General features: G+C 41.1%; 22 protein-coding genes. 16 read left to right on the forward strand and 6 right to left on the reverse strand.

Going from position 1 to position 25,637, the window contains the following annotated elements:
* Positions 1-93: 93 nt before the first annotated feature.
* Positions 94-777 carry an alkylmercury lyase family protein gene (locus tag JF50_RS11935; protein WP_039609699.1) on the forward strand — a complete coding sequence of 228 codons (684 nt, stop codon included), beginning with the start codon at positions 94-96 and terminating at the stop codon, positions 775-777.
* 28 nt (positions 778-805) lie between these two features.
* Here JF50_RS11935 and JF50_RS11940 read toward each other — a convergent pair whose 3' ends face one another.
* Positions 806-2,008 carry an endonuclease/exonuclease/phosphatase family protein gene (locus JF50_RS11940; RefSeq protein ID WP_039609700.1) on the reverse strand — a complete coding sequence of 401 codons (1,203 nt, stop codon included), beginning with the start codon at positions 2,006-2,008 and terminating at the stop codon, positions 806-808.
* Positions 2,009-2,295: 287 nt separating this feature from the next.
* On the opposite strand from JF50_RS11940, the gene JF50_RS11945 reads away from it, so the two are divergent.
* The 5 genes from JF50_RS11945 to JF50_RS11965 all read left to right on the forward strand — a co-directional run bounded on the left by JF50_RS11945 (position 2,296) and on the right by JF50_RS11965 (position 7,479).
* Positions 2,296-2,877: a GNAT family N-acetyltransferase gene (locus tag JF50_RS11945; protein WP_160290471.1), complete on the forward strand. Its 582-nt coding sequence runs from the start codon at positions 2,296-2,298 to the stop codon at positions 2,875-2,877.
* A 219-nt stretch (positions 2,878-3,096) separates the two neighbouring features.
* Positions 3,097-3,639 (forward strand): 2OG-Fe(II) oxygenase, encoded by a 543-nt coding sequence (locus JF50_RS11950; RefSeq protein ID WP_039609702.1) that lies wholly within the window; start codon positions 3,097-3,099, stop codon positions 3,637-3,639.
* A 97-nt stretch (positions 3,640-3,736) separates the two neighbouring features.
* A complete protein-coding gene (locus tag JF50_RS11955; protein ID WP_039609703.1) occupies positions 3,737-4,147 on the forward strand; it encodes a VOC family protein in 411 nt (136 codons plus the stop codon).
* Positions 4,148-4,398: 251 nt separating this feature from the next.
* Positions 4,399-6,366: a pyridoxal phosphate-dependent decarboxylase family protein gene (locus tag JF50_RS11960; RefSeq protein ID WP_039609704.1), complete on the forward strand. Its 1,968-nt coding sequence runs from the start codon at positions 4,399-4,401 to the stop codon at positions 6,364-6,366.
* A gap of 147 nt (positions 6,367-6,513) precedes the next feature.
* Positions 6,514-7,479 carry a hypothetical protein gene (locus JF50_RS11965; protein WP_039609705.1) on the forward strand — a complete coding sequence of 322 codons (966 nt, stop codon included), beginning with the start codon at positions 6,514-6,516 and terminating at the stop codon, positions 7,477-7,479.
* A 61-nt stretch (positions 7,480-7,540) separates the two neighbouring features.
* On the opposite strand, the gene JF50_RS11970 is transcribed toward JF50_RS11965, so the two are convergent.
* Complete coding sequence (locus JF50_RS11970) at positions 7,541-8,647, reverse strand: hypothetical protein (protein WP_039609706.1); 1,107 nt, start codon at positions 8,645-8,647, stop codon at positions 7,541-7,543.
* A gap of 381 nt (positions 8,648-9,028) precedes the next feature.
* Positions 9,029-10,291: an FG-GAP repeat protein gene (locus JF50_RS11975; protein ID WP_052262267.1), complete on the reverse strand. Its 1,263-nt coding sequence runs from the start codon at positions 10,289-10,291 to the stop codon at positions 9,029-9,031.
* A gap of 367 nt (positions 10,292-10,658) precedes the next feature.
* On the opposite strand from JF50_RS11975, the gene JF50_RS11980 reads away from it, so the two are divergent.
* From JF50_RS11980 to JF50_RS12015, 8 genes are all read left to right on the forward strand, one after another.
* A complete protein-coding gene (locus JF50_RS11980; protein WP_039609707.1) occupies positions 10,659-12,191 on the forward strand; it encodes a leucyl aminopeptidase in 1,533 nt (510 codons plus the stop codon).
* Between the two features lie 237 nt (positions 12,192-12,428).
* Positions 12,429-13,004, forward strand: coding sequence for an ECF-type sigma factor (locus JF50_RS11985; protein WP_039609708.1), 576 nt, complete (start codon positions 12,429-12,431; stop codon positions 13,002-13,004).
* The gene (locus JF50_RS11990) at positions 13,004-15,172 is read left to right on the forward strand and encodes a serine/threonine protein kinase (protein ID WP_039609709.1); all 2,169 of its coding nucleotides are present in this window, start codon (positions 13,004-13,006) and stop codon (positions 15,170-15,172) included. The genes JF50_RS11985 and JF50_RS11990 overlap by 1 nt, the downstream gene beginning before the upstream one ends.
* A gap of 237 nt (positions 15,173-15,409) precedes the next feature.
* Positions 15,410-16,048 (forward strand): BPSL0067 family protein, encoded by a 639-nt coding sequence (locus JF50_RS11995; RefSeq protein ID WP_039609710.1) that lies wholly within the window; start codon positions 15,410-15,412, stop codon positions 16,046-16,048.
* Between the two features lie 336 nt (positions 16,049-16,384).
* Entirely contained in the window at positions 16,385-17,080 is a 696-nt protein-coding gene (locus tag JF50_RS12000) for a response regulator transcription factor (RefSeq protein WP_039609711.1), read from the forward strand.
* Positions 17,081-17,089: 9 nt separating this feature from the next.
* Positions 17,090-18,844 carry a sensor histidine kinase gene (locus JF50_RS12005; protein ID WP_039609712.1) on the forward strand — a complete coding sequence of 585 codons (1,755 nt, stop codon included), beginning with the start codon at positions 17,090-17,092 and terminating at the stop codon, positions 18,842-18,844.
* Between the two features lie 185 nt (positions 18,845-19,029).
* Complete coding sequence (locus tag JF50_RS12010; protein ID WP_039609713.1) at positions 19,030-20,673, forward strand: FAD-binding oxidoreductase; 1,644 nt, start codon at positions 19,030-19,032, stop codon at positions 20,671-20,673.
* 204 nt (positions 20,674-20,877) lie between these two features.
* Positions 20,878-21,231: a gamma-glutamylcyclotransferase family protein gene (locus JF50_RS12015; RefSeq protein ID WP_039609714.1), complete on the forward strand. Its 354-nt coding sequence runs from the start codon at positions 20,878-20,880 to the stop codon at positions 21,229-21,231.
* A 170-nt stretch (positions 21,232-21,401) separates the two neighbouring features.
* On the opposite strand, the gene JF50_RS12020 is transcribed toward JF50_RS12015, so the two are convergent.
* Together JF50_RS12020 and JF50_RS12025 are read right to left on the reverse strand one after the other, a co-directional pair.
* Entirely contained in the window at positions 21,402-21,830 is a 429-nt protein-coding gene (locus JF50_RS12020; RefSeq protein WP_039609715.1) for a type II secretion system protein GspG, read from the reverse strand.
* A gap of 131 nt (positions 21,831-21,961) precedes the next feature.
* Entirely contained in the window at positions 21,962-22,981 is a 1,020-nt protein-coding gene (locus JF50_RS12025; protein ID WP_039609716.1) for a helix-turn-helix domain-containing protein, read from the reverse strand.
* A gap of 188 nt (positions 22,982-23,169) precedes the next feature.
* On the opposite strand from JF50_RS12025, the gene JF50_RS12030 reads away from it, so the two are divergent.
* Positions 23,170-23,814: a hypothetical protein gene (locus tag JF50_RS12030; RefSeq protein WP_039609717.1), complete on the forward strand. Its 645-nt coding sequence runs from the start codon at positions 23,170-23,172 to the stop codon at positions 23,812-23,814.
* 128 nt (positions 23,815-23,942) lie between these two features.
* Positions 23,943-24,449: a cytochrome b/b6 domain-containing protein gene (locus tag JF50_RS12035; protein WP_039609718.1), complete on the forward strand. Its 507-nt coding sequence runs from the start codon at positions 23,943-23,945 to the stop codon at positions 24,447-24,449.
* Between the two features lie 43 nt (positions 24,450-24,492).
* Here JF50_RS12035 and JF50_RS12040 read toward each other — a convergent pair whose 3' ends face one another.
* A complete protein-coding gene (locus tag JF50_RS12040; RefSeq protein WP_039609719.1) occupies positions 24,493-25,608 on the reverse strand; it encodes a pyridoxal-phosphate-dependent aminotransferase family protein in 1,116 nt (371 codons plus the stop codon).
* Positions 25,609-25,637 lie beyond the last annotated feature (29 nt).

A 25,637-nucleotide genomic window follows, 5' to 3' on the forward strand; every position in this document is an offset into this window, starting at 1 on the left:
TTATTAAAGTATAAATATCACTCAGTCGGTATGTTGCTATTATAATAAATGAGCACTAAATTTTACCAAAATATCTAATACATTGAGGGGCTGATGGAGTTAACCCACGCGAGTCTACATTACCAGATCATGAGGCACTTCATTGAGTATGCAAGCGCGCCCAGTGTCAGCGAGTTAAGCAATATATTTGGGAGACAAGCGGTTTGCATTGTGGAGGCATTAAACGCATTGCAAGCCTATCATGGCGTGGTGCTGCAGCCCAATACGCACGAAATATGGGTTGCACATCCGTTTTCTTCTGCGCCAACAAACTTTTGGATCGAGTCTGGTGATATGGGCTGGTGGGGTAACTGTGCGTGGTGTGCATTGGGGGCAGCGGCATTACTTGAGCGGGATCTGACCATTACGACCACGCTTGGCAGTGAGTCAAAGCAGGTTGTGATTACAATCAAAAATGGAAAAATAGAGAACTCGAACTTGTATGTCCATTTTCCTATACCCATGGAAAAAGCATGGGGCAATGTGATTTATACGTGCAGTACGATGCTGATGTTTAAGTCTGAATCTGACATTGATAGGTGGTGTGAAAGACATAATATGTGTAAGGGCGATGTTCAACCTATTGAGCATATTTGGGCATTTTCAAAAGTGTGGTATGGACGTCATTTGAATGCTGATTGGGTCAAATGGACTGTCAAAGAGGCTTCAGAGATATTTGAGCGCTTTGGGTTGACCCATTCGATTTGGAAATTGCCGATAGAACAAGGCCGGTTCTGAGCAGGCTAAATAGCCTGCCCCTATATGTTTACTTGGTACAATTGCTTGGCAGTAAAATATCTACCCATACTAACCTGTGGTCAGAAGAGGCAGCTCTATTTGCAACGAGCTCAGCACCAGGCTCATGCTGTGCTGGCCAAAATACGCCACTATCAATGATATTAAGGTCACTAGATGGCAATACATAATCAGCGCGCATGCCCCAGTGTGCAGTATGTGCGATAGCATTGGCATTTTGCGGCTTATTTAATCTACCACCTTCAGACTTAGGTATGGCCAAGTTATTTACTCGACTGTGTGTCAGGAGTTGTCTGATGGCATTTGGATGGCCATCTCCATCGACATCACTGGCATTTAAATCGCCGACAATCACAAAGGATGAACCGCTAAACCCGCCTTTTAACCCTGCATCATCGTAAATGTAACTGTGACCAGTTGCAGAGATATAGTCTTTCCATAGCCTAAGTTCATCATGATTTCTTTTCCCGTTTCTATCCTCAGGCCCATCAAAAACAGGCGGAGTTGGGTGACTGGCAAGTACATTGATTTGTTGGTTACAAACTTGTACTGGAATATCCCAATGAGACTTTGAAGAAAGGCGCATGATTGCACGCTCAGACTGTGCATACCAGCTCTTGCCACCCTCGGTTGTTGGCATCATATTGTTTGGCATATCTTTCCATAAAAAGTGTTGGAAAGTACGAACTTGATCAGCGTCTATCGGAAATTTTGATAGTAATACCATGCCGTATTGGCCCGGGTATTTACCAAAACCATAGTGTGTCAGTTTACTGTCTTTGCTTGTTAAAGGTGTTTTTACGCCAGTATTGACCGGTGCCAAATACACATGTGGGTAAGAAATTGGTTCAAACCCATTTTGTGACACTTCTAAATACGCTTTTTTGAATAAGTTGATGCCTTGCTCAGGGTCGGCAATATAATCAAATTCGTTAAGAAGTATGATATCTGGACGAGTGCGTTGGATGATTTCTGCAATATTATTAATTTGCTGTACTTCACCGCTTCTCAGTGCGTTGGTTAATACATTACCAGAGACATCTAACGTTTTATCCGCTTGATAGTTAGTTGCTTCCATACTTACGTTGAACGTTGCAACACGTATTGTAGTGTCGTTAACTGTGGCGGCATCCGTTGTTTGAGTTGATGTTTGTTGGCAGCCAGTGCCCAGCAAAGTTGCTGTTAAGGCGATTGATACTAATGATGGTTTCATTATTAACCTAATACAAAATGCAATTGTCGATAGTCTACCTCTTTGTTGTTCAAAGAGGGTTTAAAAGTATGTTAATTATTTGGTTTTTTAATTTATTTAGAATAATTGCGCAAGGGCTTCACAAAGTAAAGATAACTTGATAGGTTCTTAATATGGGTACATTTGTGAGCGGATTGAATGTTATCTGGCCTATGCTTTTTTGAATTGAGGTCCTGGCTAAGTCAACATTCATCTGCAAGCATCACCGAAAGCCTTTGTCGTAGAATTTTAAAGTAGGGAGCATGACCTTGGAAAAATTTGAAGTAAGCGATGAAATCAGTCTGAAGTTATTGTCTCTATCGGATGCTCCAACTTTATTTGCACTGGTTAATGATAACAGGCAACACCTTAAACAGTGGCTTCCTTGGCTCGATTCTACTCAGACGGTACAAGATTCTGAGGCGTTTATTAAAACAACGCACCAGCAATTTCAAAGTGGCCTTGGGTTAATGGGGGGCATATATTTGAATCATAATTTAGTTGGCATGTGTGGCTATCATCCAATTGATAAGGTGAATGGTAATGCGTCAATTGGATACTGGCTTGCGCAGCAGTATCAAGGTCAGGGCGTGGCAACTAAATGCGTACACTTTTTAATTGATCATGCGTTTAGTACATTGGCACTTAACAAGGTTTCCCTCTCTATTGCAGAACACAATTATAAAAGCCAAGACATTGCACTTCGTTTAGGACTTGTGAATAAAGAGTTCAAGCCAGACGCCGAGTTTTTATATGATCACCGAGTAAACCATCTCTGTTATTGGGTTGAGTATACAGAATGGTTGGCACAACAGAGGCACATTGAAAACACTGAAATTGACAACACATAGTCTTATCAAACATAGTGAATGGTTATAAAGGACGGATTAAAACTTGGCTTTTAGTCCTCCGAACAGCCGTGAAAGGGCTATTTTATAAGATGCCACCGTTAATGAGAGTATGGGTATCATGAACGAGTAATTGATTTTGCTAAATCGATAAAGTCAGCAAAAGTGAGAAGACCCAGCACTACGTTATCAATAATAAAACGTCAGCTGAAGTGGAGCAGTATGCAGTTAAGTCAACTTGATGAAAACATCTTTGTAATTCACGGGTTCCTTTCAGTTCAAGCATGTCACGAATTGATTGCTCAATCTGAATTGATTGGTTACAGCGATGCAGATGTACAAGTGGGCGCTGGCCGTTCTTATCTGAGCAACATACGAAACAATGATCGGGTGAATTGGATATCAGAAAATTTGGCTGCGCAATGGTGGGATAAGCTCTCTAACATGTCACTGCCAAACATTGAAGGTCAATGCGCCATTGGTTTGTCACCTCATTTTCGTTTTTATCGCTACACATCAGGACAGAAATTCAATATGCACAAAGACGGACGGCAAAGTGTGTCAGGGGGTGTAACGATGATGACTTTATTGGTGTATTTAAATGACAGTTATGAGGGGGGAAGCACACAATTTAGGAAATCAAACTTGGAGGTACATGCCGGTATAGGTAAATCACTGATATTTGAGCATCATTTATGGCACAAAGGAAATGAAGTACTATCAGGTGTTAAGTATGTCCTCAGAACAGATATTGTTTATCAATAAATAGCCTGTTCCGACACTGGTTACGCATCTCATCTTAAACGACTGTATTGCCTGCGTGATTTAGAGTATAAACTGATTTTTTCCAGTGGGTAAGAACATGACACAACCTATACAGCAGCAAATTGGCAACATCGCACTGGTCGTTGAAAGTTACGATGATGCGATTGAATTCTATACACAAAAACTACAGTTTACGCTCATTGAAGACACAGAACTAGGGGCTGGAAAGCGTTGGGTTCAGGTTGCTCCGCCTAATTCAAATGGGACTAATTTGCTGTTAGCACAAGCAAGTACTGATGAGCAGCGTCAGGCGATAGGTAATCAAAGTGGCGGACGCGTGTTTTTATTTCTGCAAACCAACGATTTTTGGCGGGATTATAATTTGATGAAAAATAATGGCGTGGTTTTTCATGAAGCGCCACGAGTTGAGGAGTATGCAACTGTGGTGGTTTTCGAAGATTTATACGGCAATAAGTGGGATTTATTGGAACTAAGAAATAAGCGTTAAGTTGGAAAAAGGCACTTCGCCAGTCGATTTTATTGGGAGAATCCCCACAGGCTCCCAAAATACATATCAATATAATCATTTAAAGTTGTTTTACCTCAAGTTAACCTTTAATAAATATGTCTTGTTGACATTTTTTATTAATTACTGAGTTTATGAAACGTATTCTAAGTGCATAGGATTGCAGCATGTGAGCGTATCAATGCGCAGGCATGGTGAATGATTGTTTTAATATACAGACTGAGTAAATTAACATGGATATACGCCTTTTTTCTCCTTACTTCCTTGGCTCTTATGGTGAAAATAACCACGAGTTTGAAGATATCTTTTTAGAGTTCTTTCGGGACCACGTTTATTGGCGGCGCAGCTTTCACCCAGAAGATTTACCCCCAGTCTCAATCATTGAAAAACAGTCTTCGCATTATTTAGAAACCATGGCTAAAACTAAGCAAGAGTTGCACAAGTTGAGCGCTGATTTAAAGCAATCAGTGCCGTTTTCAAATCCCCGTTATATCGGGCATATGGCATCAGACTTGTTGCTACCGGGAATGCTAGCGCAATTTATTACCTCGTTGTATAACCCCAACAACGTCACGGAGGAAGCCGCGCCAGTCACGGTTAAAATGGAGCTAGAGGTTGGTAATAAGTTGGCAGAAATGTTCGGCTATAACTTAAATGCAGACGAAGGCCCTGTTGCATGGGGTCATTTAACCTCCGGCGGTACGGTGGCAAATTACCAAAGCTTATGGATGTTTCGTTCCGTGAAATACTACCCATTGGCGGTAAAACGCTGCGGTGAATTGGCAGACATTGACTTTGTGGATGGTCAAGGGCGTTCATTGCAAAGCATGTCTACTTGGGCGTTAATGAATCTCTCGATTGACGAAGTCGTGCAAATTCGTGTCAATTGCTTAAATAAGCTCAAAGCGATGGGCGATGGCAAATATGATGAACTGATCGAGTTATTGAGAGAACAGCGTATTGAGCATCAAGGTCACATTGATTTCTTTGACCAACATAAAGACTTAAAACAGCCCGTGGTGTTTGTGCCAGCGACCGCTCACTATTCTTGGATAAAAGCCATGAAGATTTTGGGTATAGGCAGTAAAAACTTATGGCAAGTTCCTACGGATGAAAAAATGCGCTTAGATCCGGTCGCACTTAAGCAGTTATTGCTTAAAGCTAAATCTGAAAACCGCACAGTCCTTGCGGTAATTGGTGTATTGGGGACTACGGAGTTTGGCACTGTTGACCCAATCTCAGACATTGTGTCATTACGTGATGAAATGAATCGAAATGAGGGACTGAATTACTATATTCACGTGGATGCCGCATGGGGTGGCTACCTGTCGTCTGTATTTAGAGATGAAAGTAATCGAATGCGCGGCCATGAAGCGGTCAGAGCAGGGTTTGAATACTTCCCATCAGACAAAGTCTATAATGCATTTGCCGCGCTATGCGAGACTGATTCCATTACGGTTGACCCGCATAAGCTAGGTTATATGCCATTTGGCAGCGGTGCATTTATCGCGAGAAACAAAAACATGTGTGGGTTTGTGGTGCAAGAAGCGGCCTATGTATTTGATAAAAAGAACCGATTTGTTGAGCCTGAACCGAAATTAAATCAGCTAGGCCAATATATTATGGAAGGTTCAAAGCCGGGGTCCGCAGCCGCTGCAAGTTATGTCGCACAAAACGTATTACCACTCAACGCTGAGCATTTTGGTAAATTGCCTGCAAGCACCATTCGCACTACAGAAGTGTTTTACCACAAGATTTCAGCTCTGAGTGAAAAGCTGGCAGATAAAGCAACCTTGATCGCGCCCATAGAGCCTGACACAAACTTAATTTGCTTAGCCATTAACCCCGCAGGTAACACCAGTACACGAGTCTTAAATGACTTTACACGCAAAGTGTTTGAATACATTAAAATTGAGAAGTCGACGCCAATGTTTAGCAAAGAATTTATCGGCTCTTATACCTCTATTTTTAGAAAAAACATCAACGATGAAGTGGCGCATAGCCTATGTATCAAGCTGGGTTTAGATCCCAACTCGTTTGTAAGAGATGTTGAGCATGTTGCGTATCAGGACAATGCGCTATTTGTCCTGCGACACACTTTGATGAATCCATGGTTATCAGATGATAAAAATGGCGTAACTTACATGGATATGTATCTTGACTACCTTGAGGAAATCATTTTGCAGGTTGTTGAGGGCTAATTTATGGCGTTGTTGGCTGGTAAAAACAACCAGCCAACAGACACACTGTTACAACCGCATTAAAAGATTATTTACCCCTTATATTTTTGCTCAATAAATATGCACTCACGCCGATAACCAAATTACATGGATGGGCTTGGAGGAGCTATGAAAATTGAAAGTGCACAAATTGAGATGCGTAACAAACATGAAGGGCAATTTCACGTCAGTGAGCAGCGGACAGAAGTTACAATACCTGAAGAGGAGCAAAGTGCTTTACCCATGGCTGACACTGAAGTTACTAAGGCAGAGCAAACTGCAAGTGACATGGAAATGGGCAACGATGCTAAGCTGTATATTCTTAAGTTATTGGTACAGAAGCTAACCGGAAAAGAAGTGAGTTGGTACGATGACACCATAGGAAAGGACGTAGCAGAGGCTGAAGCTGCCGCTGAGCTTGCTGCTGCAGATGCCGAGCAGCCCGAACCAACTCATGTTATTGTTGAGCGTTTAAGTCACGAGCACCAATCTAATGTATTTAAAGTAGGTGGGCAAATTACACTCCAAAATGGCGAGCAAATTGCTTTTGCGTTTAAGTCTGTATTTGAGCAATCTCACACCAGTTACGAGCGTACGATTGAAGATATAAATATGAAAGATCCGCTGATTATCAGCTTTACCAATAAGGCAGTTGAGCTGGAGAGTGAGCAGATGCAGTTTGATATTGATGCCGATGGCAAAGCAGATACATTCTCTCATCTTAAAAAAGGCTATGGCTTTTTGGCGCTGGATTTAAACAATAATTCACGCATTGATGATGGCACTGAACTGTTTGGTGCGTTAAGTGGTAATGGCTTTGCTGATTTAGCCCAATACGATCAGGATGGCAACGGCTTTATTGACGAAAATGATGAGGTATTTGACAGCCTCAAAGTGTGGGTAAAAAACAAAGATGAAGACAAGTTGGTGACACTGTCAGAGGCCAATATTGGGGCTATTGGGTTGCAAAATGCCGATACCCCGCTGAATATTCGCGAGCAAGGTGAGCTGAAAGGCGCAATCAGAAAGTCAGGTTTTTATCTTGATGAGCAGGGTAGGCCAAATTTAGTGCAGCAGATTGATTATGTGGTTTAGTTAACCGTGCACTAGCTAAAGATAAAAATCGACTTGGGCAGTTACAATAGGTATTAAATAATTAAGGTTCTAGTTTAAGGGTCTGTTTATATGTTTTATACCGCCGGTTTACCATTGCTTTGTACCTTTCGTAGTTAGAAAAGGCATCCGAGAGCTGCTTCAAGTCAATATCAAGTTTTAAGCCTTGTAATTGAATGAATGTAAATAAGTTAATAAATAGGCATTGCGAAAGCCTGAGTTCATCTCCAGAGTAAGAAAACGGTACCCTGAGAATTGCAATGAAATTTCTCATTTCGTTCATAGAGATTAATGTATTACCTTTTCGCCATCTATCAAATTTTTTCTTTATGGCGGTGATATCAGGATCATGTAACTCAGGAGAGTTTGAACTAATGGGCGGGTTTGTGATATCTGGATCTTGCATTCTCTTTTTAGCTATATCGCGATATAGTTCAGCCCATTTGATAGACCGCTCGTTGGCATAGCCATACTCGTCACGTGACCATGCTTTTTTGAAATTAATAAGGAACTGTTCTGTTGAAAGGCTTAGCTTGTTAATTTTCTCATTGAAGGTTGGTAAAACTTTGTTGAGATATGAATATTCAGTAGTATTAAATTCAAGCTCTAAGAATAATTCAAATAGAGCTGCCCAGTACATGACTGATTTAACCAAATAAACATACCTTGTGTTGCTGTCTAGCTCAAAGAGCTCCTGTGTCTCGATGTTCAGCCATGTTTTCAAGTAACTTTCTACTAACTCAATATTTTTAGTAGAACTTAGTTCATCCAAAATTGTATGCTCAAGGTCACAATGAGCCTCCAGAAAACTCCAGTAATATTTTAAAGCAATGGCTTCTTCCTGATCACTATACTGAAAGCTTTTAACAAAGGATTTTAAAAAGTACCAGCTACCTATATTTTGTGGGGTAGGCTCCAGACTAAAGTTTAGCTCAAGACAATCAGTATCAATATTGAAGTACGATTCAAAAATTGATAATCGTCTTCTACCATGCCTTATATCTCTAAAAATTTGATGATCGTGTGAAATGTTTTTATCTCTTTTAAGTTTTCTGGCGAGCTTAACTAATAAGTCTGATTCTGATGAAATGCACTTTAATGAGATTATGATTAACTCAGGAAGGTGATTAAATAGTAATCCTTTATTCATACATATAGGAAATATCATATTTCAGTGAAAAGTCCCTTTTTTCTATTTGCTTATATGAAAAACTAACACTCAATTAAACAATAGAAAAGGAAATATTATGACAAAATCTAAAATTACACCTCAAAATAACTCTGCAAATATGCCAAATGCTAATAAGGGTACACCAGGAACTAATAGGCAACACGATCAAGTTCATGGGAACCGGAGTAATCAAATTCAAGGGAGGCGTCAAGGGCAGAAATAACCTATAACAATTGGAAGTCTGAAAATATATGTAGGTTGGAGTAACCTGACTTTTGATGATTATAGATTTTACTAAAAAACAATTAAGGAACAAACATCGCTCTTTTAATTGTTTTTTAGTATTTATTCAGATGGATATTATTTCACTTCATCATGTCGATTTGACGCAACTGCCTTACTACCTTCTAAATCCAGCATATACACCGCGCCTGATGAATTGCCGTTATCATCACGATGTGGTGCGGCAACGATGGCATGTTGATTTGATAGGGCTAGATTCCAGCCAAATCTGTCTTCGGCTTTCCCGTCTTTGGCGACAACTTTAGACGTGTATTGCCACTGACCACCGTGTTTTTTATACACATAGACAGCACCTGCATTACTGCCGTTGGCGTCATGGTGCATGGCACTGATTAAGGCGGTGTCTCTAGAGAGCGTTACGCCACGTGCAAATCGGTCATCTGCATGCGCATCGGGCGCAACCAGCTTTTGTGTTTGCGACCATGTTCCATTCGTTCGCTCAAAAATATACGCAGAACCTGCATCCTTACCTACACCTTCAATATCGTCCCTTCTGGCGGAGATCAGTGCAGTATTGCCTTGCAGCGCAACTCGTACACCGAAGATATCTGTATGTCCGCCATCTTTTGCCATCAATTTGGCTTGTTGTTGCCACTGTTTACCATTAAATTCAAAGGCATAAACAGCACCAGCTTCTGGTGCAATTGCATCATGCAAGTCTGCACCGACAAGAATAGTATTACCATCAATTGCCACACTGATCCCAAACAAATCGTCTGCTGCTCCGTCTTTGGCAGTAAGTTTTGTTTGATATTGCCAAGCGCCGTTTTCGCGAGTGAACACATAAGCTGATCCTGAGTCTTTATGCGGTGCATCACTGTGTGGCGCGCCAATGACTAAAAAGCGTTCAGTCAATGCGATGCTTTGTCCAAATACATCGCCAGCTTTGCCATCAACGGCGGTTAAAATTTGCTGTTGCGACCAAGTCCCACCATGCTTTTCAAAAGTGATCACAGCCCCGGAATCTTTGCCGTGACTGTCTCTTCGCGATACACCTAACATGGCCATATTATTTTTGAGTGCCACATTGCCACCAAGTGTGTCCTCACTGAAGGCAGGCTCTGCCACCAACTTTGCTTGTTGGTACCAGCCGTTGTTTCCAAGTGCATACACGTAGGCGGCCCCTGCATTTTTAATAGTTTTTGTATCCGCTTTAAAAGCACCGACTAAAGCGGTTGTGCCGTCTACAGCAACACTGAATCCAAAACTGTCATCGGCTTTGCCGTCATGAGGTAAGAGTTTTTGTTGATTGGCTTCGCCCTGAGAAGCAACAAGTAGCGTTAGACAAGACAACACTTTAAGTAGAGCACCCGATTTCATTATTATTTTCCTTGGGTTAGATAATCCTGTGCCAATATAGGAAACTTTTAGTTGTTAGACAAGAGGTCAGAGAAATAGACCACATTAAAAGTAGTCGAGACAAAAAGTAGAGCGAAGCGATTGTAATCTCTCTATTTTTTGGTATGAGTTAAGCGAGTCAACGTCTTCTATAGTTACGCCTTCTATTACGTTCCTCATCCATACACAGCATTTTTGCTTAATTTCATCGATAACAAATGGTTACATTCACGCATAAGAGGTAGAGTTCATACCGCTTAAACCTTGACTATACTCAGGTCTAATTTAGGTTTTGGCTCTCAAAGCGACACTTTTGAGTGTTATCGGTTTAATTAAGCGGATTAATAGCATGATCAAATTTACACTTGCTGCGCTGACTATGTTGGCTTCAAGCATGGCGCACGCGCTCCCTAATATTCAATTCACTAAACTCGACTTAACGCAGAACAAACGTTTAATCATTTTTGTTGATAACGCTAATTCATTAAGCGGGCTTGCGGCGCAAGTAAACACAAAAACAAATGGTCAATTGCAAGGCGCAATAGAGAGCGCAGGCTTTAAAAGTGGATTTGGTAAAACACAAACGTTTTATGGTCTGGCACCTTTTGCGCAAATTACAGTAATTGGCACAGGCTCTAATGCATTAACACAAGCTCAACTGCAAGATTTAGGTGGCTACGCAGCGGCGAGCACCCCAGATAATGGTAAAAATCAGTATGCTGTGATTACTGACGCGCTTAAGACGCAAGTATCAACCCCTTCAGCTTGGGTAGCAATGGGCGCAGGTCTTCGCGATTATCACTTTGATAAATATAAAGCAGAGACAAAGCAATCTTCACCTCGTAACTTTGTGCTTCATAGTAACAACGTTACTGCAGCCACTAAAAAATATAATGACGATTTACAGTACATGGTACAAGGCGTGCATCTAACTCGTGATATGGCGTCAGAGCCGGGTAAATCTATTTATCCGCAGAGCTTTGTGGACAGAGTAAAAGACGCATTTGATGATATTGATAATGTTGATATCAAGGTGATGAAAGTCAGAGAAATGAAAAAGCGTAATATGGGCGCGATTCTAGGTGTTGGCTTAGGTTCTATCCATGAACCACGCATGTTGGTGATCAACTACCGTGGCGGTAACAAAAAAGATGCGCCTATCGCATTGGTGGGTAAAGGGATCACATTTGATACAGGTGGCATCAGTTTGAAGAAAAACAGCGGCATGTGGCAGATGAAATCTGATTTATCTGGCGCTGCTGCAGTGGCTGGTACACTGCTAGCAGTGGCGAGCCGAGGTGAAAACGTTAATCTAGTCGGTGTGATGCCACTTGCTGAAAATATGCCAGCGGAAGATGCTATTCGTCCGGGTGACGTACTGACAACAATGCAAGGCACGACGATTGAGATCATCTCAACAGATGCGGAAGGCCGTTTGTTACTCGCCGATGCCGTGCGTTATGCACAAGATGAATTTAAACCTAGCATGCTGGTCAATATTGCGACGTTGACAGGATCGGCTGCGAGAGCGTTAAGCGATGAGTATGCGGCCATGGTTACACGTGACTGGTCTCTTGCTCAAAACATGATGCAAGTGGGTGAAACCAGTGGTGAAGCGGTTTGGCCTCTGCCTTTACACCCGAATTTCTTTAAGCAAATTAAGTCAGACATTGCAGATATTAAAAATTCTGGTGCTGGTAACCCAGGTGCAAGTATCGGTGCAGCGGTAGTCGCGACGTTTGTAGATAAAGATATTCCATGGGTACACCTAGATATTGCAGGGGTTGATTGGTTAAATCAGCCGATTGCTGTGGCACCGAAAGGTTCTCAAGGTTGGGGTGTACGCTTTCTAGATCAATTGGTTAGACAAAACAGTAACTAATCAATATCGAGTACTTTTTGGAGTGCAGCCGTTTTATCGTGGTGCACTCTTTTCTAATCTCTATCTGAACTCTTTTCTAATCTCTCCCCCTAGTAAGAGGCGTTTCACTCGTTTAAATGTACAGTGATTGCGCTACGCTGCTTGCCTTTATTGACTTTGAAAACAGTTTGTTTACAGTTTGCTTACCTTGCATTGAATTACAATAATTTACCGCGCGTTATGGATTGGCTAACTTAAATGAAAAATGATATCACTTTATTGATTAGTAAATGGAAACAAGGCTGTGAGGCATCAGAAAAAGCGCTTAAGTCAGCGGTTTTTTTACATTTAAAATCCAGCTTGAAAAAGCATAAGCAACAATTAGTTCGTAATCATGATGAGTTTGACGTGGTGCCTAATACAACCTCTTTTATCAATGAATACTTTATCCACTTTGCACCTCCTGTTAAAGATTATGAGAGTAGGAAACAATACTTAAAAGATGTATCGACGTTTATTCGTAATGCCTTAATTAGCGAAATCAGAAAGAACAAAGCGTACAAGCGTGGAAATTTATATGAACACACCTCCATAGAACAATTAAGCCAAGTCACTGAGTATGCAAATGATGAGCAGTACAGCACATTTGACGAGGCTATTGGGCTTTTAAAAACAAGATCAGAGTCATGTTATGAAGTGGCATTATTTTATTACTTTTTAGGTATGACTGCAGATGAAATTGGGCGCGAGTTGAGTTTGTCTAGAGGGAAAGTATACCGCCAAATAGAAGTTGCAAATGCGTTTTTACGCAGTCAATTTATGGATGCCATGTAATGCTTACTCCTACCGTAAATGTTATCAGTGCATTTGATATTTTTGAGCAATTGTTAGAGTTACCGGCTGATGAAATGATGCATAATTTGCATGCATTTGAAGGGATAGACAGAGCAATCGTTGAAGAGGTAAAAAATCTAATTCAAGCCCACTTCCTCAACAAACAAGATATGTTCTTATCGTCTTTGATATCACAGTCTGCAAAGTCTGCGCTAGGTTATGACGAGTTATTACATCTCAGAGGAGTAATAATTGAGGGCTTTGAATTAACCGCTTTACTAGGAGAGGGCGGGCAAGGTGTAGTGTATAAAGCGATTCGGTGCGACGGCAAATTCGATCAAACCGTTGCTATAAAACTGCTCTATCCGGCATTAAATATGACAAAAGAAGCCATTGCCATATCGTCAGAGGCACAAAGTTTAGCCAAGCTCAATCATGGCAGTATTGCAAGAGTATTTACCATTGGTCAGCACCATAATTACTGTTACATGATTATGGACTTTATAAACGGCGAGTCATTAGACACTTTTTTTGCTGATAACGCGATTTCTTTAGATGACGCACTGGCGCTGTTTTTTAAGATATTGAACGCATTAGCGCATGCACATAAGCAAGGTGTCGTGCATGCAGATATTAAGCCGAGTAATATATTGGTTGATGCGGATAAACGCCCCGTACTGGTAGATTTTGGTATATCCAAGCATCTTGTCGATATGCCGGCTCTTGCAACGCCAGAGGTATTGGGGTTCACTCCAAGCTTTTCTAGCCCGGAGCAAATAAGCGGAGAGGCGCTGGGCGTGTCGAGTGATGTTTACTCTGTTGCGAAGATGTTTAACGCTTTGATGTTAGCAAGGTTTTCAGACGCAGAGTTAAGAGTTCGGCTGTTAAGCTTGGTATTGGAACAAGCATATTTAGAGGATGTGAAGGTAAGAACGCCGGATATTGATTCTTTGCAAAAAATGTTGAGAGCAGTGATGCACTTTCAAATACCAAAAGAAATTAATATATCTTTTTGGGATAAACTTAAGTGCACAGCTTTAAGGTACAAATATCGGCTTGTTAGCTTTTTGCTTGCTCTTCCAGTTTTATTTACAGTCTTAAATATTTTGTCCACTAAAAATGCTGAGCTGGTGCAACAAAAAAATGAGAATGACAAAGCAATAGACTACTTAGAGCGGTTATTTGACGCGCATGAAAATAATGGAGAGTTTTTTGATATATTGAATAATCCAAAAGCATCTAGCAATTTAGGCACTTTGCCTGAAGGTGAAGGTCATGTTCATCCAAAGCTATTTTCCGTGCATGTGTTTACCAATCATGGGGGGAAGATAGGCGAACCAATTGCGCTGAAAGTGGTCGGTGAGGGCAACCATGTATCAGACCTATCTTTTACGGTGACAGGACCTGGTTATGTTAGTGACGAAGGGGATTATCGTCATACATTCACTCAAGTAGGTATTCATACGGTCACAATAGAAGCACAAAAACATGGTCTGGGGTATGACAAATTGGTACTCAGGTTTGTGATCAGAGACGGGCATAGCTTACCAATTCAGTTTAAAGATGTGCCGCCAGCGCATCCTCACTATAGCAACATCCACTATCTCGCAATGCGCGGTGTGGTTATTGGCCGCCCTGATCAAGGTGGCGATGGACGGGTATTTCAGCCTCAGCAGATAGCTAAGCAAGCTGAGGCGCTATCGATATTATTTTTATCTGCCCATGAAAAAGGGGTTATTACGCTAGCCAAGACAAGTCGTTATTTCCGTAACTTGAGAGTCGTCAATGGCAAGGGAGGGGTTGAAGATTTTACTTGGGCGAATGCGTATTTAGAATATGGAAATAAAGCGGGGTTTATGCCATATCCAGAGCGGTTTGCCCCTAAAAAGCCCGTATCAAAAGAATGGTTTGCTATGATTGTGAGTGAGCTTTTGGCGCTCTATGATCCTGATGGGGTAGACAGCTTTTCACACCTTAATTTTAGTGATAGTGCAGAGTTTAACAGCATCCAAAGTGTAAGGTACGGGCAATTATGTGCTTTTTATCAGTTGTGTGATTTGAGTGGAAGTCAGTTTCAACCTAAAAGAGCGATGACAAGAGGTGAAGTTGCCAATGTAGGCGCTAAAATTTTACAAATGACAGTACGTTCCAACACGCCTATCAATTAACTTAAACCCCTGCTTATCAAGAACTTTTATGATTTCTTTGCGTTCAATTCTGTTGGCTCATTAAGTGCGAGCTACTTATCTGCACATTTCTTAAAAAAATTGAGAAAAAAAACGCGAAATTGCGTGCCTACTCTTCAAAAGAAAATTTACTTAGATTTACTCCTGCCACTGGATAGTGGAAAACATTCATAAATTAAAACGTCAATGGCCACAGCCATGTATATAAGGATTGATAAAATGAAAGTGTTGAACAGTCTGGTTATGATCGTCACTCTAGGAGCATCACTTGTTGCGGCAGCGCAGGATTATTCTTTTGCGGTATTAAAATCGGGTGTAAAGCAAGATTTGGAACAGTTAATTGATAACCCAAATAACTTTGTACGAGAAAGTGATCATGTTTTTGGGGGAAGTATGTTGTATCTCAAACATACATCAAGCACAGCGAATATTTTCAAGCAGTATGGTGTCGCAAATAACCATCAGCATGACAGCCGCTATATCAGTTCAGTCGCCGATTTAATCTCGGTTGGAGAGAGCTTTGATAGTTATTTTCAGTGTGTGCAATTTGTGCGTGCGTTGTCAAATGCAGGCCACACAAGTAAGTGGAAGTGGAGTGGTGCCAAATTGAATTCGAGCATGTACCTGAAGTGGCGAATTATCGCAAAATTTAAGTCAGATGGTACTTATTGGCAGCCTGGAGACAGTGGTGCACCAGGTCATGTCGCAATTGCACTGGGCTCAAACGCTAACGGTGTGTATGTTATCGACCAAAACTGGGAAGGAAATGGTTATTCAACATACGGAAAAGTGGCTGTACATTTAATTCCTTGGAGTGAAGCGAGCAAGTATTCCTTACTTACTATCCCTAAAGGTTAACTAGATTAAGTTTAAATCTCATTTTAGAGTGAGTGCTAGCAGCCCTATAGGGCTGCTTCTGGGTCGATATAGAAGAAATACATATCAACATATTATTACTTCGGTTGATATTTTGAATCCATGTTTAAATACATCGATAAGGCAGTCGTAACCATTGATATTCATCTAATCAATGTCAGAAGATAAGTTTATATTTTACAAAAGTTTGCATTTAAAGCTATGTGAAAATTGGTACACTGCGTATGCACAGTAACGGGTTGCTGAACCATCTATAAAAACGAATTAGAAAGCAGGTCGGCGATCACATCGATTTTTACATCAACAAAAGGAAGAGGTTTGAGCATTAAACCAAAACTGCTCATCGTTGAAGATGAGCCGAGCATTTTAAGAGGCTTGACGGACTTATTTGTATTTCATGGCTATGACGTAGACAGTGCGGTAGACGGAAAAGAAGGCTTAGATAAAGGACTTTGCGGTGATTATACCTGTATTTTGCTCGATGTTATGCTGCCTTCAATGAATGGCTTTGATATTTGCAATGCACTTCGAGCTCACTCTCGTACCCAACCAATTATGATGCTCACAGCAAAAAATGCAGAAGAAGACATCATTAATGCGCTGACCCTCGGTGCCGACGATTATGTATCCAAACCTTTTTCAACCTCAGAGCTGGTTTTGCGAGTCGGTGCGTTGGTTAGGCGCTCAGGCTGGACAGAAAAAGGTGATGTTATCTCGCTCAGTGAGCAAGTTTCCGTGTGCTTGCAGTCATTGACTGGAAGCTCTTATCAAAAAGAGATGAAGTATACCCGCAGAGAAGCGGAGATTTTGGCTTATTTGAACCGAAAAGGCGGTTTAGTGGCACGAGATGAATTGCTAAAAGATGTTTGGGGATACAAAGAAACCAAAGATATCGATACGCGCACGGTGGATATTCATATCGCTAAAATTCGTAAAAAAATAGAACTAGACCCAAAAACACCCAAGCATTTAATCACCCATAGAGGTGAAGGCTATCAGCTCTACACACTATAAGAATTACAAATGACTTTTATAAAAAATAAGCGCTTACTTAACTATTCTGAGCGTTTAAGACAATTAAGGATCTCGGCGGTTTTACTCTTATTATTGCTACTAATCCCTCTCTCTTTATTGTTTTGTGTCAGTTATCAGCAATCTGAAAAAAACCGCCTGTCTGAGTATCAAAAAGAAGCCAGTAATTTGGTTAGGATAGTAAATAGAAAGCTATTTCGGATGACCAGTGTTAGCAATCAAATTCCGGTAGATGCATTTAATTATTATCGCTATGTTCATAACCCTGTAACTAAGCAAACGCAAAAAGTCGTTTCACCACTAGCACAACTTGATGGTGCACGGAATATAGCTGGGCTTGTGGGGTATTTTCAGATTGATCATACAGGCCGTTTTAATTCTCCTATTTGGCCAAATGAAATTACAGTTGATGCGTTGTCTGATACATCTAACGAAATACGCACTTTGGAGGCGATCACGCGCCGCGAAATGGCGGTCTCGGTACATCACATAGTATTTCAATCGGAGTCGCTTAAGAGCATGCTGACATCCGGATTAGACCTTAACAGAAGCCAGTTTGATGTGAATTTTGACCTGCCTGAATATTTAATTTTTTATCGCGTCGCGGCTGTTTTGGAGCAGCCCGTCTTGCAAGGTTATGTGGTTAAACGTGACCCGTATTTGCACCCGCAAGTGATAGATATCCTAGAGAATAGACGATTTAATTTGCCCATTGCAGTTACATTGAAAGCTGTGGATGAGAGGGTACCCAGTGCATATTTTATATATTCACCTTCAGAGGGAGCACCCACAGTGATGCAACCTGAGGAACTAGGGAATAAGTATAGGCAACAAAAACTCTTCGAGGCTCAACTGCACTGGCCATACAAAAATTATGCGATATCAGTGAGCTCAGAGCCAATGCCATTAGCTGAAGCAACCATATTTAGTTTAATCTTTAATGGCATTTTATTAATTGCCATCGTATCGGCTTGTTATGGGTTTTATCGTTTTAGTGTTAAGCAGCTTGCCCTGTCAGAAGAGAAGGTTAATTTTATCTCATCGGTAAGTCATGAACTGAAAACACCGCTTACCTCCATTAAAATGTACTCAGAGATGCTTAAATCTGGCATGGTTACTTCGCCAGAACATCAAGGTGAATATTATGACTTTATTTGTGATGAAAGTGACAGATTAGCAAGGCTCATTGACAATATTTTGCAATTGTCTGCATTTGAACGCCAACAGCAAAGGGTGGCGCCAGACTATACTCCATTGTCGGTATTGCAAAACATCATTCATTCAAAAGTTTCGTCATTGACTGATAAATATGGTTTTAAACAGGTTCATAGTATGGCTCTTGCAGAGCCTGAGTCTGTTTTGGCATTTATTGAGCCTGACGCGTTTACGCAAGTGGTAATAAATATAACGGACAACGCCATAAAGTTTTTTGAATCTGCAAATATAAATGATCCTGCAAGAAAGAAAATTGACTTTATTTTTCAACCGCATCCAATAAACCAGAACAGGGTTCAATTAGAGATCCGAGATTACGGGAATGGTATAAGCAAAGAGCAAGAGGACAAAATATTTGAGCTCTTTTATCGAGGGAGCAGTGAACTCACACGAAATACCAAAGGGACGGGGATTGGTTTAGCACTTGTTCGAGAACTGGTTTTGTCGCAGCAAGGTGAGGTTCAAGTGCAAAGAAGGGACCCCGGTTTGGCTTTATTGGTGTCCTTTAGATTAAAACGCCGTGATGAGTAAAGCAAAAGCAATTGATAAGTTTTTCAGCTTCATATTCCATGTATTTAGTTAAGGATGTAAATGTTTTAGGCGAATTTTTAATTCCACCAAAGGTAAAGTCGCTGTAACAAACTGTAATAGTTTTCTTTTATACCTCGACTCACAATAAAGACATTGTATTAGCTTGAACAAAAGGAAGCATCGCAATGTTTTTAACTCAATGCCAAAAAAAGAAAATTGAGTCATTTGTTGATAAGGGCAATGTACTTTATCCAAATGACGACTTTAATAATCTAAAAAGTCAGTACAATCGATCACGTAGGGTATTTAATCGAAAATTTGATTTTGTACCAAGCGCGGTAGTTCAGGTGACCAGTACTGAGGAGGTTTCTGAGCTCATTGCGTATTTACAGAAAGAGGGGATCGATCTTACTGTTAAATCTGGTGGCCACGATCACGAAGGTGAATGTGTAGCCACCGGGAAAGTACTAATCGATTTTGAATGCATGAGCCAAGTCGACGTCAGTAAGAACAAATCATTAGTTAGAATCCAGCCTGGCGCAAAATTCGTTAGCATTAAAGAAGAGCTCGATAAACATAACCTTGGGATCCCGCATGGCACGTGTATGACGGTGGCGATTGCTGGTTACACTATGGGTGGTGGTTGGGGTCCTTGGACACGAAGATATGGCATGGGGTGTGAGCGACTCATTGGCGCCACCATTGTACTTGGTGATGGCTCCATTGAGTATCTTGGCCAAAGCGCAACTCATCACAATAAAGACCAATCTGCGCATAATAGCCAACTTTTAAGTGCCCTACGAGGCGGTGGTGGACTAAGTTATGGCATTGTCACTGAGTTTTTCTTTGAACCATTTGAGCTGCCAGAAATTGCACAAAGTTTTGTGATTAAAAGAGACACGTTACCTGCTCTGGAAAATATTAAAGCCACAACCATTATTGCCGCTTGGGAGCATCTAATTGCAAACGATAAAAATCACAACTTAATTGGTACTAACTTAAAAGTTGATGCCAAAGCGGTGGCTTGCGCATCTGAAATCAGTCAAGATGCTGTACTAGATTGGCAAATGAATGGACACTTTGGTGGCACCATTGAAGAGCGCGATGCGTTATTGGCTGCATGGGCAAAAATTGTTGGACTGACGGGAGGGCAATCTTCGCAATTGACTGCATCGAACTCTCTGTCGGAACTGTATAACAAGGTCAATGCAGATGCGCAAGTGCACTCAAGTGCCAGCAATGCAGGCGGTTATGCTCTGAACTTTGATAGCTGGGATCGCAGTACGGGTATAGAGCTTGAAACAGATGGACCTGCACCACATAAAATTACTTCAAGAATGCCAACATCGGGTTGGGATGAGCAAGGGCGAGAAGCGCTGGTTAAATCTCTACAGTCGACTTTGCTTTTTGACCAAAATAGTAAATCAACCGTGTCTGCGTATATTACGCTTGGCGCAATAAGTGGGCCGTATTACACAAATAAACTGAAAGCGCCGCTGAACGAAAGGGTGCCTTGCGCATTTCCTTACCAAGACCGACCTTTTACCATTCAATATCAAGCATGGTGGGACCAACCTGACAAGAATAAACCAGTGAGCAAAGAGCAAGAGATTGCCACGCGTTTTTATGAGAATAGAGCACAAGACTGGATTGAGTCGTGTCGCAGCTATGATATTCCACATACGTATGGGTCGTTCATCAGCTTTAAAGATGCCTCTGTTGAAACGAAAGACTACTTTGTCGATAAGTACGAAGAGTTGATCAACACTAAATTAGAATGTAGTAGAGACGATAAGTGTCTACTTAGAAGCCGTAAGACGATTATTTAAGGCCGTTTTATTTCCGGTTGAATTACAATCACGTCATCCATGCTTTGCGGTTGGCGTGATTAAAAAAGCAATGTTAACAAAGCCCGCTATAATACCTGCCATATTTAATTATTTATTAATCTAATCAGAAGCTTGTACTTTAATGCTTCGCGATATAAATTCGCAGCCTCATCGCTTATTTTATTTACTGAGAGAGACCGAAAAATGGAAAAACTGTTTTCATATGGCACATTGCAGTTAGAACATGTTCAAATTGAAACGTTTGGTCGCAAGCTAAAAGGCGCAAAAGACCAGCTTGTTGGCTATGTGCTATCCGAGGTTAAAATTACCGATGCTGAGGTGATTAAAACCAGTGGTAAAGATATCCACCCGATTTTGAAATACACAGGTAGCGCGTCAGATATTGTTGAGGGCACAGTGTTTGAAATCACAACAGAGGAGCTGATGCAGGCAGATGAGTACGAGGTAGATGAATACGTTAGGATAGCAGGGCAGTTTCAATCAGGTCAGCAAGCTTGGGCTTATGTGTGTGCGGCAACAGAATCTGCCAGAAGCTGATGCTGTTAAGTGTGTATCTCTTAAACCATTGAGCAGTATAAGTAGGTCGGTATTTTGCTATCTAGCGGCTTTATAGTCGCTATTCACTTTTGTAAGGGCGAACAAGGTATTGTTGGTCGATATACTGATAATAATAAAGTAATTAATACCAAAAATGCGGTAACGGATGCTCAATAGTGATTCTTCAATTCATCACTTTGCAATGTGAGTGATGATTGTGTGTAGGTATTACCTTCTTCTTTGAATAAATACATAATCAAGCCTTCCTCTAAGTAAAGTGAACCCATACTCCAAATGATAAAAGCTTTTGATTCACCTCCTAAATATTTAAAGCCGTAGGGTTTACCCCATGGATCGAGTGGTACATCTTTGAGCAAAGCTGGAGAGGTTTGAGAAAGTTCAAAGAAGTTTTGCAGTTGACTTATTTCTTTATTCAAGAGCTTATCATAGGCGACAACGGCGGTTCGAAGTAATAAGATATCTAACTCAACTTTTTCGATTAGTGGGTTAGATGTACAACGAATGAGGTTCACCATTGATGCGAATAAGCCTGCGCTGAATAATGACACGCCTAAGGCGTATATAAAGTACTTTTTCATTCTTTATTATCTGTTCATTAGTACGATATTGTTTTACTAAACAAAACCTTACCTGATATGAATGAACCCACACTTAATTACACCGTATTTGTCTTGGGCGGCTGTGAGATCTATAACTCTGATTTTATAGCTTACGCATATTGAGCGCGCCACTTGCTTGGGGTCGTGCCTAATTGCTTTTTAAACGCCATGTAAAAAGAGCTTTTATTATTAAAGCCGCTATCAAGGGCGATTTGAGTGATATTTTCCTTTTCGGTACTTTTTTTGAGTAGCTCACAAGCGAAGTTGATACGGTGCTCATTGAGCAATGTATAAAAGCTTATATTCATATGCTCATTTAACAGTTCTGAGGTTTGATGTTGAGTCAGTCCAAGCTGGTCTGCAAGCTGCGCAAGTGTCAATCGGTTGTCTAAAAATACTTGCTCTTTTTCTAGTAGCTGTTTGAGTTCATCAATGCAGCTTTGCGCAACCGAGGAGCTGAGCTGTAGTTGCTTTTCTGATATTGGCGTAATGACGGGTTCAGCTAGGTAAGTTTGCTGAATGCGATAAACAGCGGTGAAAGAACACGCCATTAAATAAATACAAACGCTGATGTTTAAAATCAGCCATAGAGGATAAGTCAGTGGTGAATTACTTAAAAATGCGATGGCAACACCCCCATTGAGCGCAATTACAAATATGACCCAGTACAGCAATAATTTACTGCTTTTTAGTGTGGTCATTTTGGCTGCTTTGTGGCTATGCCATATCGCTGTTACGTAGCTGAACATTAAACCAAAATAGATAACATACATAAGTGCAGTTTGAGTATGAAAGTCGGCGAGTTTGACAATGAGAAAAGCAAAAAAAGGCGTGCAATGTAGCAATATCGTATTGAGTTTGGGTATTGCGTCATATCGATAAAATAAATAAGTAAGGCCACAAAATAACATGATGCAGTTATTGGCTATCTGAGAAAGCAAAGGTGCATGAATATTAAACTTAATTTGAAGATAACTGGTAAATGGGATCAGCAACAAAACGCAATTTGCTAGAGTCAAAAATGGTAAACGGGTATGAAAGCTGCGCTCGTATCTCTGCATTTTGCCAGCACAAAACAAGGTTAATAAACACGAAACGAGATAAAACTCTTGTTGTAGTTCAAGCCACATAATCGATTTATCCTTAGTGAGCGTGACAATACACAATTTGAACTGTCAGTTTAGCTAAATTTACAAGTGTAATTATTTGATACATATGCTTATTAATTCAAAAAACTCCTCTTTTATCAAGGTGGAATCTTTTTTTTTGCAGCGCTTTAAAACTAAAAAGGTGATAAATACAACGACTAGGAGTCATCATGAAATCTATTCAAGCAGGTTTAGTTTTATTAGGTTCAGGGTTTTTCAGCTTTAATGCGAGCGCGGAGCCTTTAACAGCAGCACAAGTAGAGCAGGTCAAACAGAATGTGCTTACGTATATGAGTACTTGGAATATTCTGGAAGAGGGGGAGCGAGTGAGTAACTTGGAGCGCGCGACTAACCCAGGTTTTCGTTACCAAGACCCAACAACTGCCGGGTTTTTGGTTAACGATGCGCAAAGCGTCAGTAATTGGATCGGTGGATTTCAGGGGCAAATGCGTGACTTTGGACTTTGGCCTTTTGATGCCACTTTGGTGTCAAATGTTGAAATACATGGCAGTGTTGAAAGTACAAATATAAGATTTAATTGGCATATTTCAGCATTTGATGGTGCTGTCACCATAGCCGAAGGGGTTGATTATGGGACAGCATCAAACTTAAAGTTGGACTCTATCACTGGCTTTTTTGGCACGCTTTCACCACTTTGTCGCTCACCGCAATGGCAAGCTGGCAACACCTATGTGAGAGATAATCAAGTGACATTCAAGGGCGCAATTTATAAGGCGAGTTGGTGGACGCAAGACTCGCCAGAACAAGATGCGCAAGCTTGGGTTAAATTAACAGACTGCAGTGTGACACCGTAACGAATAGTTAGCAATCAACCAGAGTGGTTCGAAATGGACCCTCTTTTTTACCTTTCAGAAAATATTGAAACTTTATTTCTTGCCGCTAATATAAATAGGGTCTTGACTAAGAAATAAAGGATTATTTTATGCAGAATAAGCACTATCTTATCGATCGTTCCCTTCACTGGTTTGCCGCTTTTTTGATCCTATTTATTTTAATGAATATGGGCACGCAAATTCACAATATCGATTACCGTATAAAAGGTCAGGCACTACACCGTCAAGATGCGATTGAAACGCATGCAGTCATGGCGCTGGGGGTCTTTGGTTTAATTTTGGCACGGCTTGGCTGGGAAAAGTTGTTCGCAAACAGGCTTCCCCGTCAACCCATGCGCAATACATTCCATTTGGGATTAGTAAAAGGCGTACATGCATGTTTTTATTTAATATTATCAGGGTTGGTGATCACAGGGTTGGGTATGGCGATAAACGCCGAAGTGGTTATTCAATTATTTGGTATGCAACTTTCTGATGCGATTAGCAGTGACGGACGCTTTTATGCCAAGATGTTAGACATTCATTTAATGCTCATTGACACTCTGTGGTGGCTGATTGGTCTACACTTTTTGGGTGTGTTGTATGCTCGTAAGTAACTAGCTAAAGTGCAGGGACAATGATTGTCCCTGCAAGATATTTTTACTTGATGGTTTCTTTTAAGGCTGCAAGTAATAAGGCCACGTTTTGTTCATTGGCTGTGCTGCCCATTAAACCTATGCGCCATGTTTTCCCTGCAAGCTGGCCAAGTCCTGCACCGATCTCTAGGTTGTATTTACTTAATAAAGTTGATCTGACTTGCGTATCATCAACCCCATCCGGCACTAATACAGAATTGAGCTGAGGTAGGCGATGTGTTTCATCAACTAAAAACTCAATGCCGAGCTTTTCAAGGCCATGACGAAGCTGTTCATGTAACCTTTGGTGACGTAGCCATGTGTTTTCTAGCCCTTCTTGCTTGAGCATAAGTAAGGATTCATGTAGCGCATACAATGAGTTAATCGGGGCAGTATGATGGTAACTGCGTTTGCCTTCACCAGACCAATAATCCATCACCAAGGATTGATCTAAAAACCAACTTTGCACCTTGCTTTGACGAGATTTAAGTACGTCAACTGCTTTTTCACTGAAGCTGACAGGAGAGATCCCCGGTACGCATGATAGGCACTTTTGAGAGCCAGAGTAGATTGCATCAATACCCCACTCATCAACTCTAAGCTCGCTGCCGCCAAGAGAAGTGACAGCATCTACGATGCTTAGCGCGTTATATTGCTGTGCAATTTGGCATAAGCTTTTTGCATCACTGCGGGCACCGGTTGAGGTTTCTGCGTGCACAAACGCCAAAGCTTTTGCATCAGGGTTCGTTTTGAAGGCATCACTTACCTTGTCAATCGAGACTGGATGACCCCATTTATCTTCGACAACAATGGCTTGGGCACCTGCGCGTTCTATGTTTTCTTTTAAACGACCACCGAATACACCATTAATACACACAATGACTTTATCACCGGGCTCGATGAGATTCACAATACAGGCTTCCATTCCCGCAGAGCCTGGCGCAGATAGGGCAATAGTAAAGGCATTTTGTGTGTTAAATGCATATTGCAGGAGCTGTTTTATCTCGTCCATTAAGCCGATGAATTGCGGGTCTAAATGACCAATAGTTGGCCTAGATAGGGCGCCTAAAACTCTCGGAGATACATTAGAGGGACCTGGACCCATTAATATACGTGGTGTTGGGTTAAAAGACTCAAACATAAAAATTCCTGTTGTTAGCGTGTTAGTCG

This window comes from Pseudoalteromonas luteoviolacea, assembly GCF_000814765.1.
GTDB lineage: Bacteria > Pseudomonadota > Gammaproteobacteria > Enterobacterales > Alteromonadaceae > Pseudoalteromonas > Pseudoalteromonas luteoviolacea_H.

Excerpts from the sequence above, each read along its gene's own strand:
- JF50_RS11990 (WP_039609709.1), top strand. The coding sequence starts at position 13,004 with ATGCTTACTCCTACCGTAAATGTTATCAGTGCATTTGATATTTTTGAG.
- JF50_RS11970 (WP_039609706.1), bottom strand. The coding sequence starts at position 8,647 with ATGAATAAAGGATTACTATTTAATCACCTTCCTGAGTTAATCATAATC.
- JF50_RS11980 (WP_039609707.1), top strand. The coding sequence starts at position 10,659 with ATGATCAAATTTACACTTGCTGCGCTGACTATGTTGGCTTCAAGCATG.
- JF50_RS11965 (WP_039609705.1), top strand. The coding sequence starts at position 6,514 with ATGAAAATTGAAAGTGCACAAATTGAGATGCGTAACAAACATGAAGGG.
- JF50_RS12020 (WP_039609715.1), bottom strand. The coding sequence starts at position 21,830 with ATGAAAAAGTACTTTATATACGCCTTAGGCGTGTCATTATTCAGCGCA.
- JF50_RS12040 (WP_039609719.1), bottom strand. The coding sequence starts at position 25,608 with ATGTTTGAGTCTTTTAACCCAACACCACGTATATTAATGGGTCCAGGT.
- JF50_RS11950 (WP_039609702.1), top strand. The coding sequence starts at position 3,097 with ATGCAGTTAAGTCAACTTGATGAAAACATCTTTGTAATTCACGGGTTC.
- JF50_RS12015 (WP_039609714.1), top strand. The coding sequence starts at position 20,878 with ATGGAAAAACTGTTTTCATATGGCACATTGCAGTTAGAACATGTTCAA.
- JF50_RS12030 (WP_039609717.1), top strand. The coding sequence starts at position 23,170 with ATGAAATCTATTCAAGCAGGTTTAGTTTTATTAGGTTCAGGGTTTTTC.
- JF50_RS11940 (WP_039609700.1), bottom strand. The coding sequence starts at position 2,008 with ATGAAACCATCATTAGTATCAATCGCCTTAACAGCAACTTTGCTGGGC.
- JF50_RS12010 (WP_039609713.1), top strand. The coding sequence starts at position 19,030 with ATGTTTTTAACTCAATGCCAAAAAAAGAAAATTGAGTCATTTGTTGAT.
- JF50_RS12005 (WP_039609712.1), top strand. The coding sequence starts at position 17,090 with ATGACTTTTATAAAAAATAAGCGCTTACTTAACTATTCTGAGCGTTTA.
- JF50_RS11935 (WP_039609699.1), top strand. The coding sequence starts at position 94 with ATGGAGTTAACCCACGCGAGTCTACATTACCAGATCATGAGGCACTTC.
- JF50_RS11995 (WP_039609710.1), top strand. The coding sequence starts at position 15,410 with ATGAAAGTGTTGAACAGTCTGGTTATGATCGTCACTCTAGGAGCATCA.
- JF50_RS11960 (WP_039609704.1), top strand. The coding sequence starts at position 4,399 with ATGGATATACGCCTTTTTTCTCCTTACTTCCTTGGCTCTTATGGTGAA.
- JF50_RS12035 (WP_039609718.1), top strand. The coding sequence starts at position 23,943 with ATGCAGAATAAGCACTATCTTATCGATCGTTCCCTTCACTGGTTTGCC.
- JF50_RS11975 (WP_052262267.1), bottom strand. The coding sequence starts at position 10,291 with ATGAAATCGGGTGCTCTACTTAAAGTGTTGTCTTGTCTAACGCTACTT.
- JF50_RS11985 (WP_039609708.1), top strand. The coding sequence starts at position 12,429 with ATGAAAAATGATATCACTTTATTGATTAGTAAATGGAAACAAGGCTGT.
- JF50_RS12025 (WP_039609716.1), bottom strand. The coding sequence starts at position 22,981 with ATGTGGCTTGAACTACAACAAGAGTTTTATCTCGTTTCGTGTTTATTA.
- JF50_RS11955 (WP_039609703.1), top strand. The coding sequence starts at position 3,737 with ATGACACAACCTATACAGCAGCAAATTGGCAACATCGCACTGGTCGTT.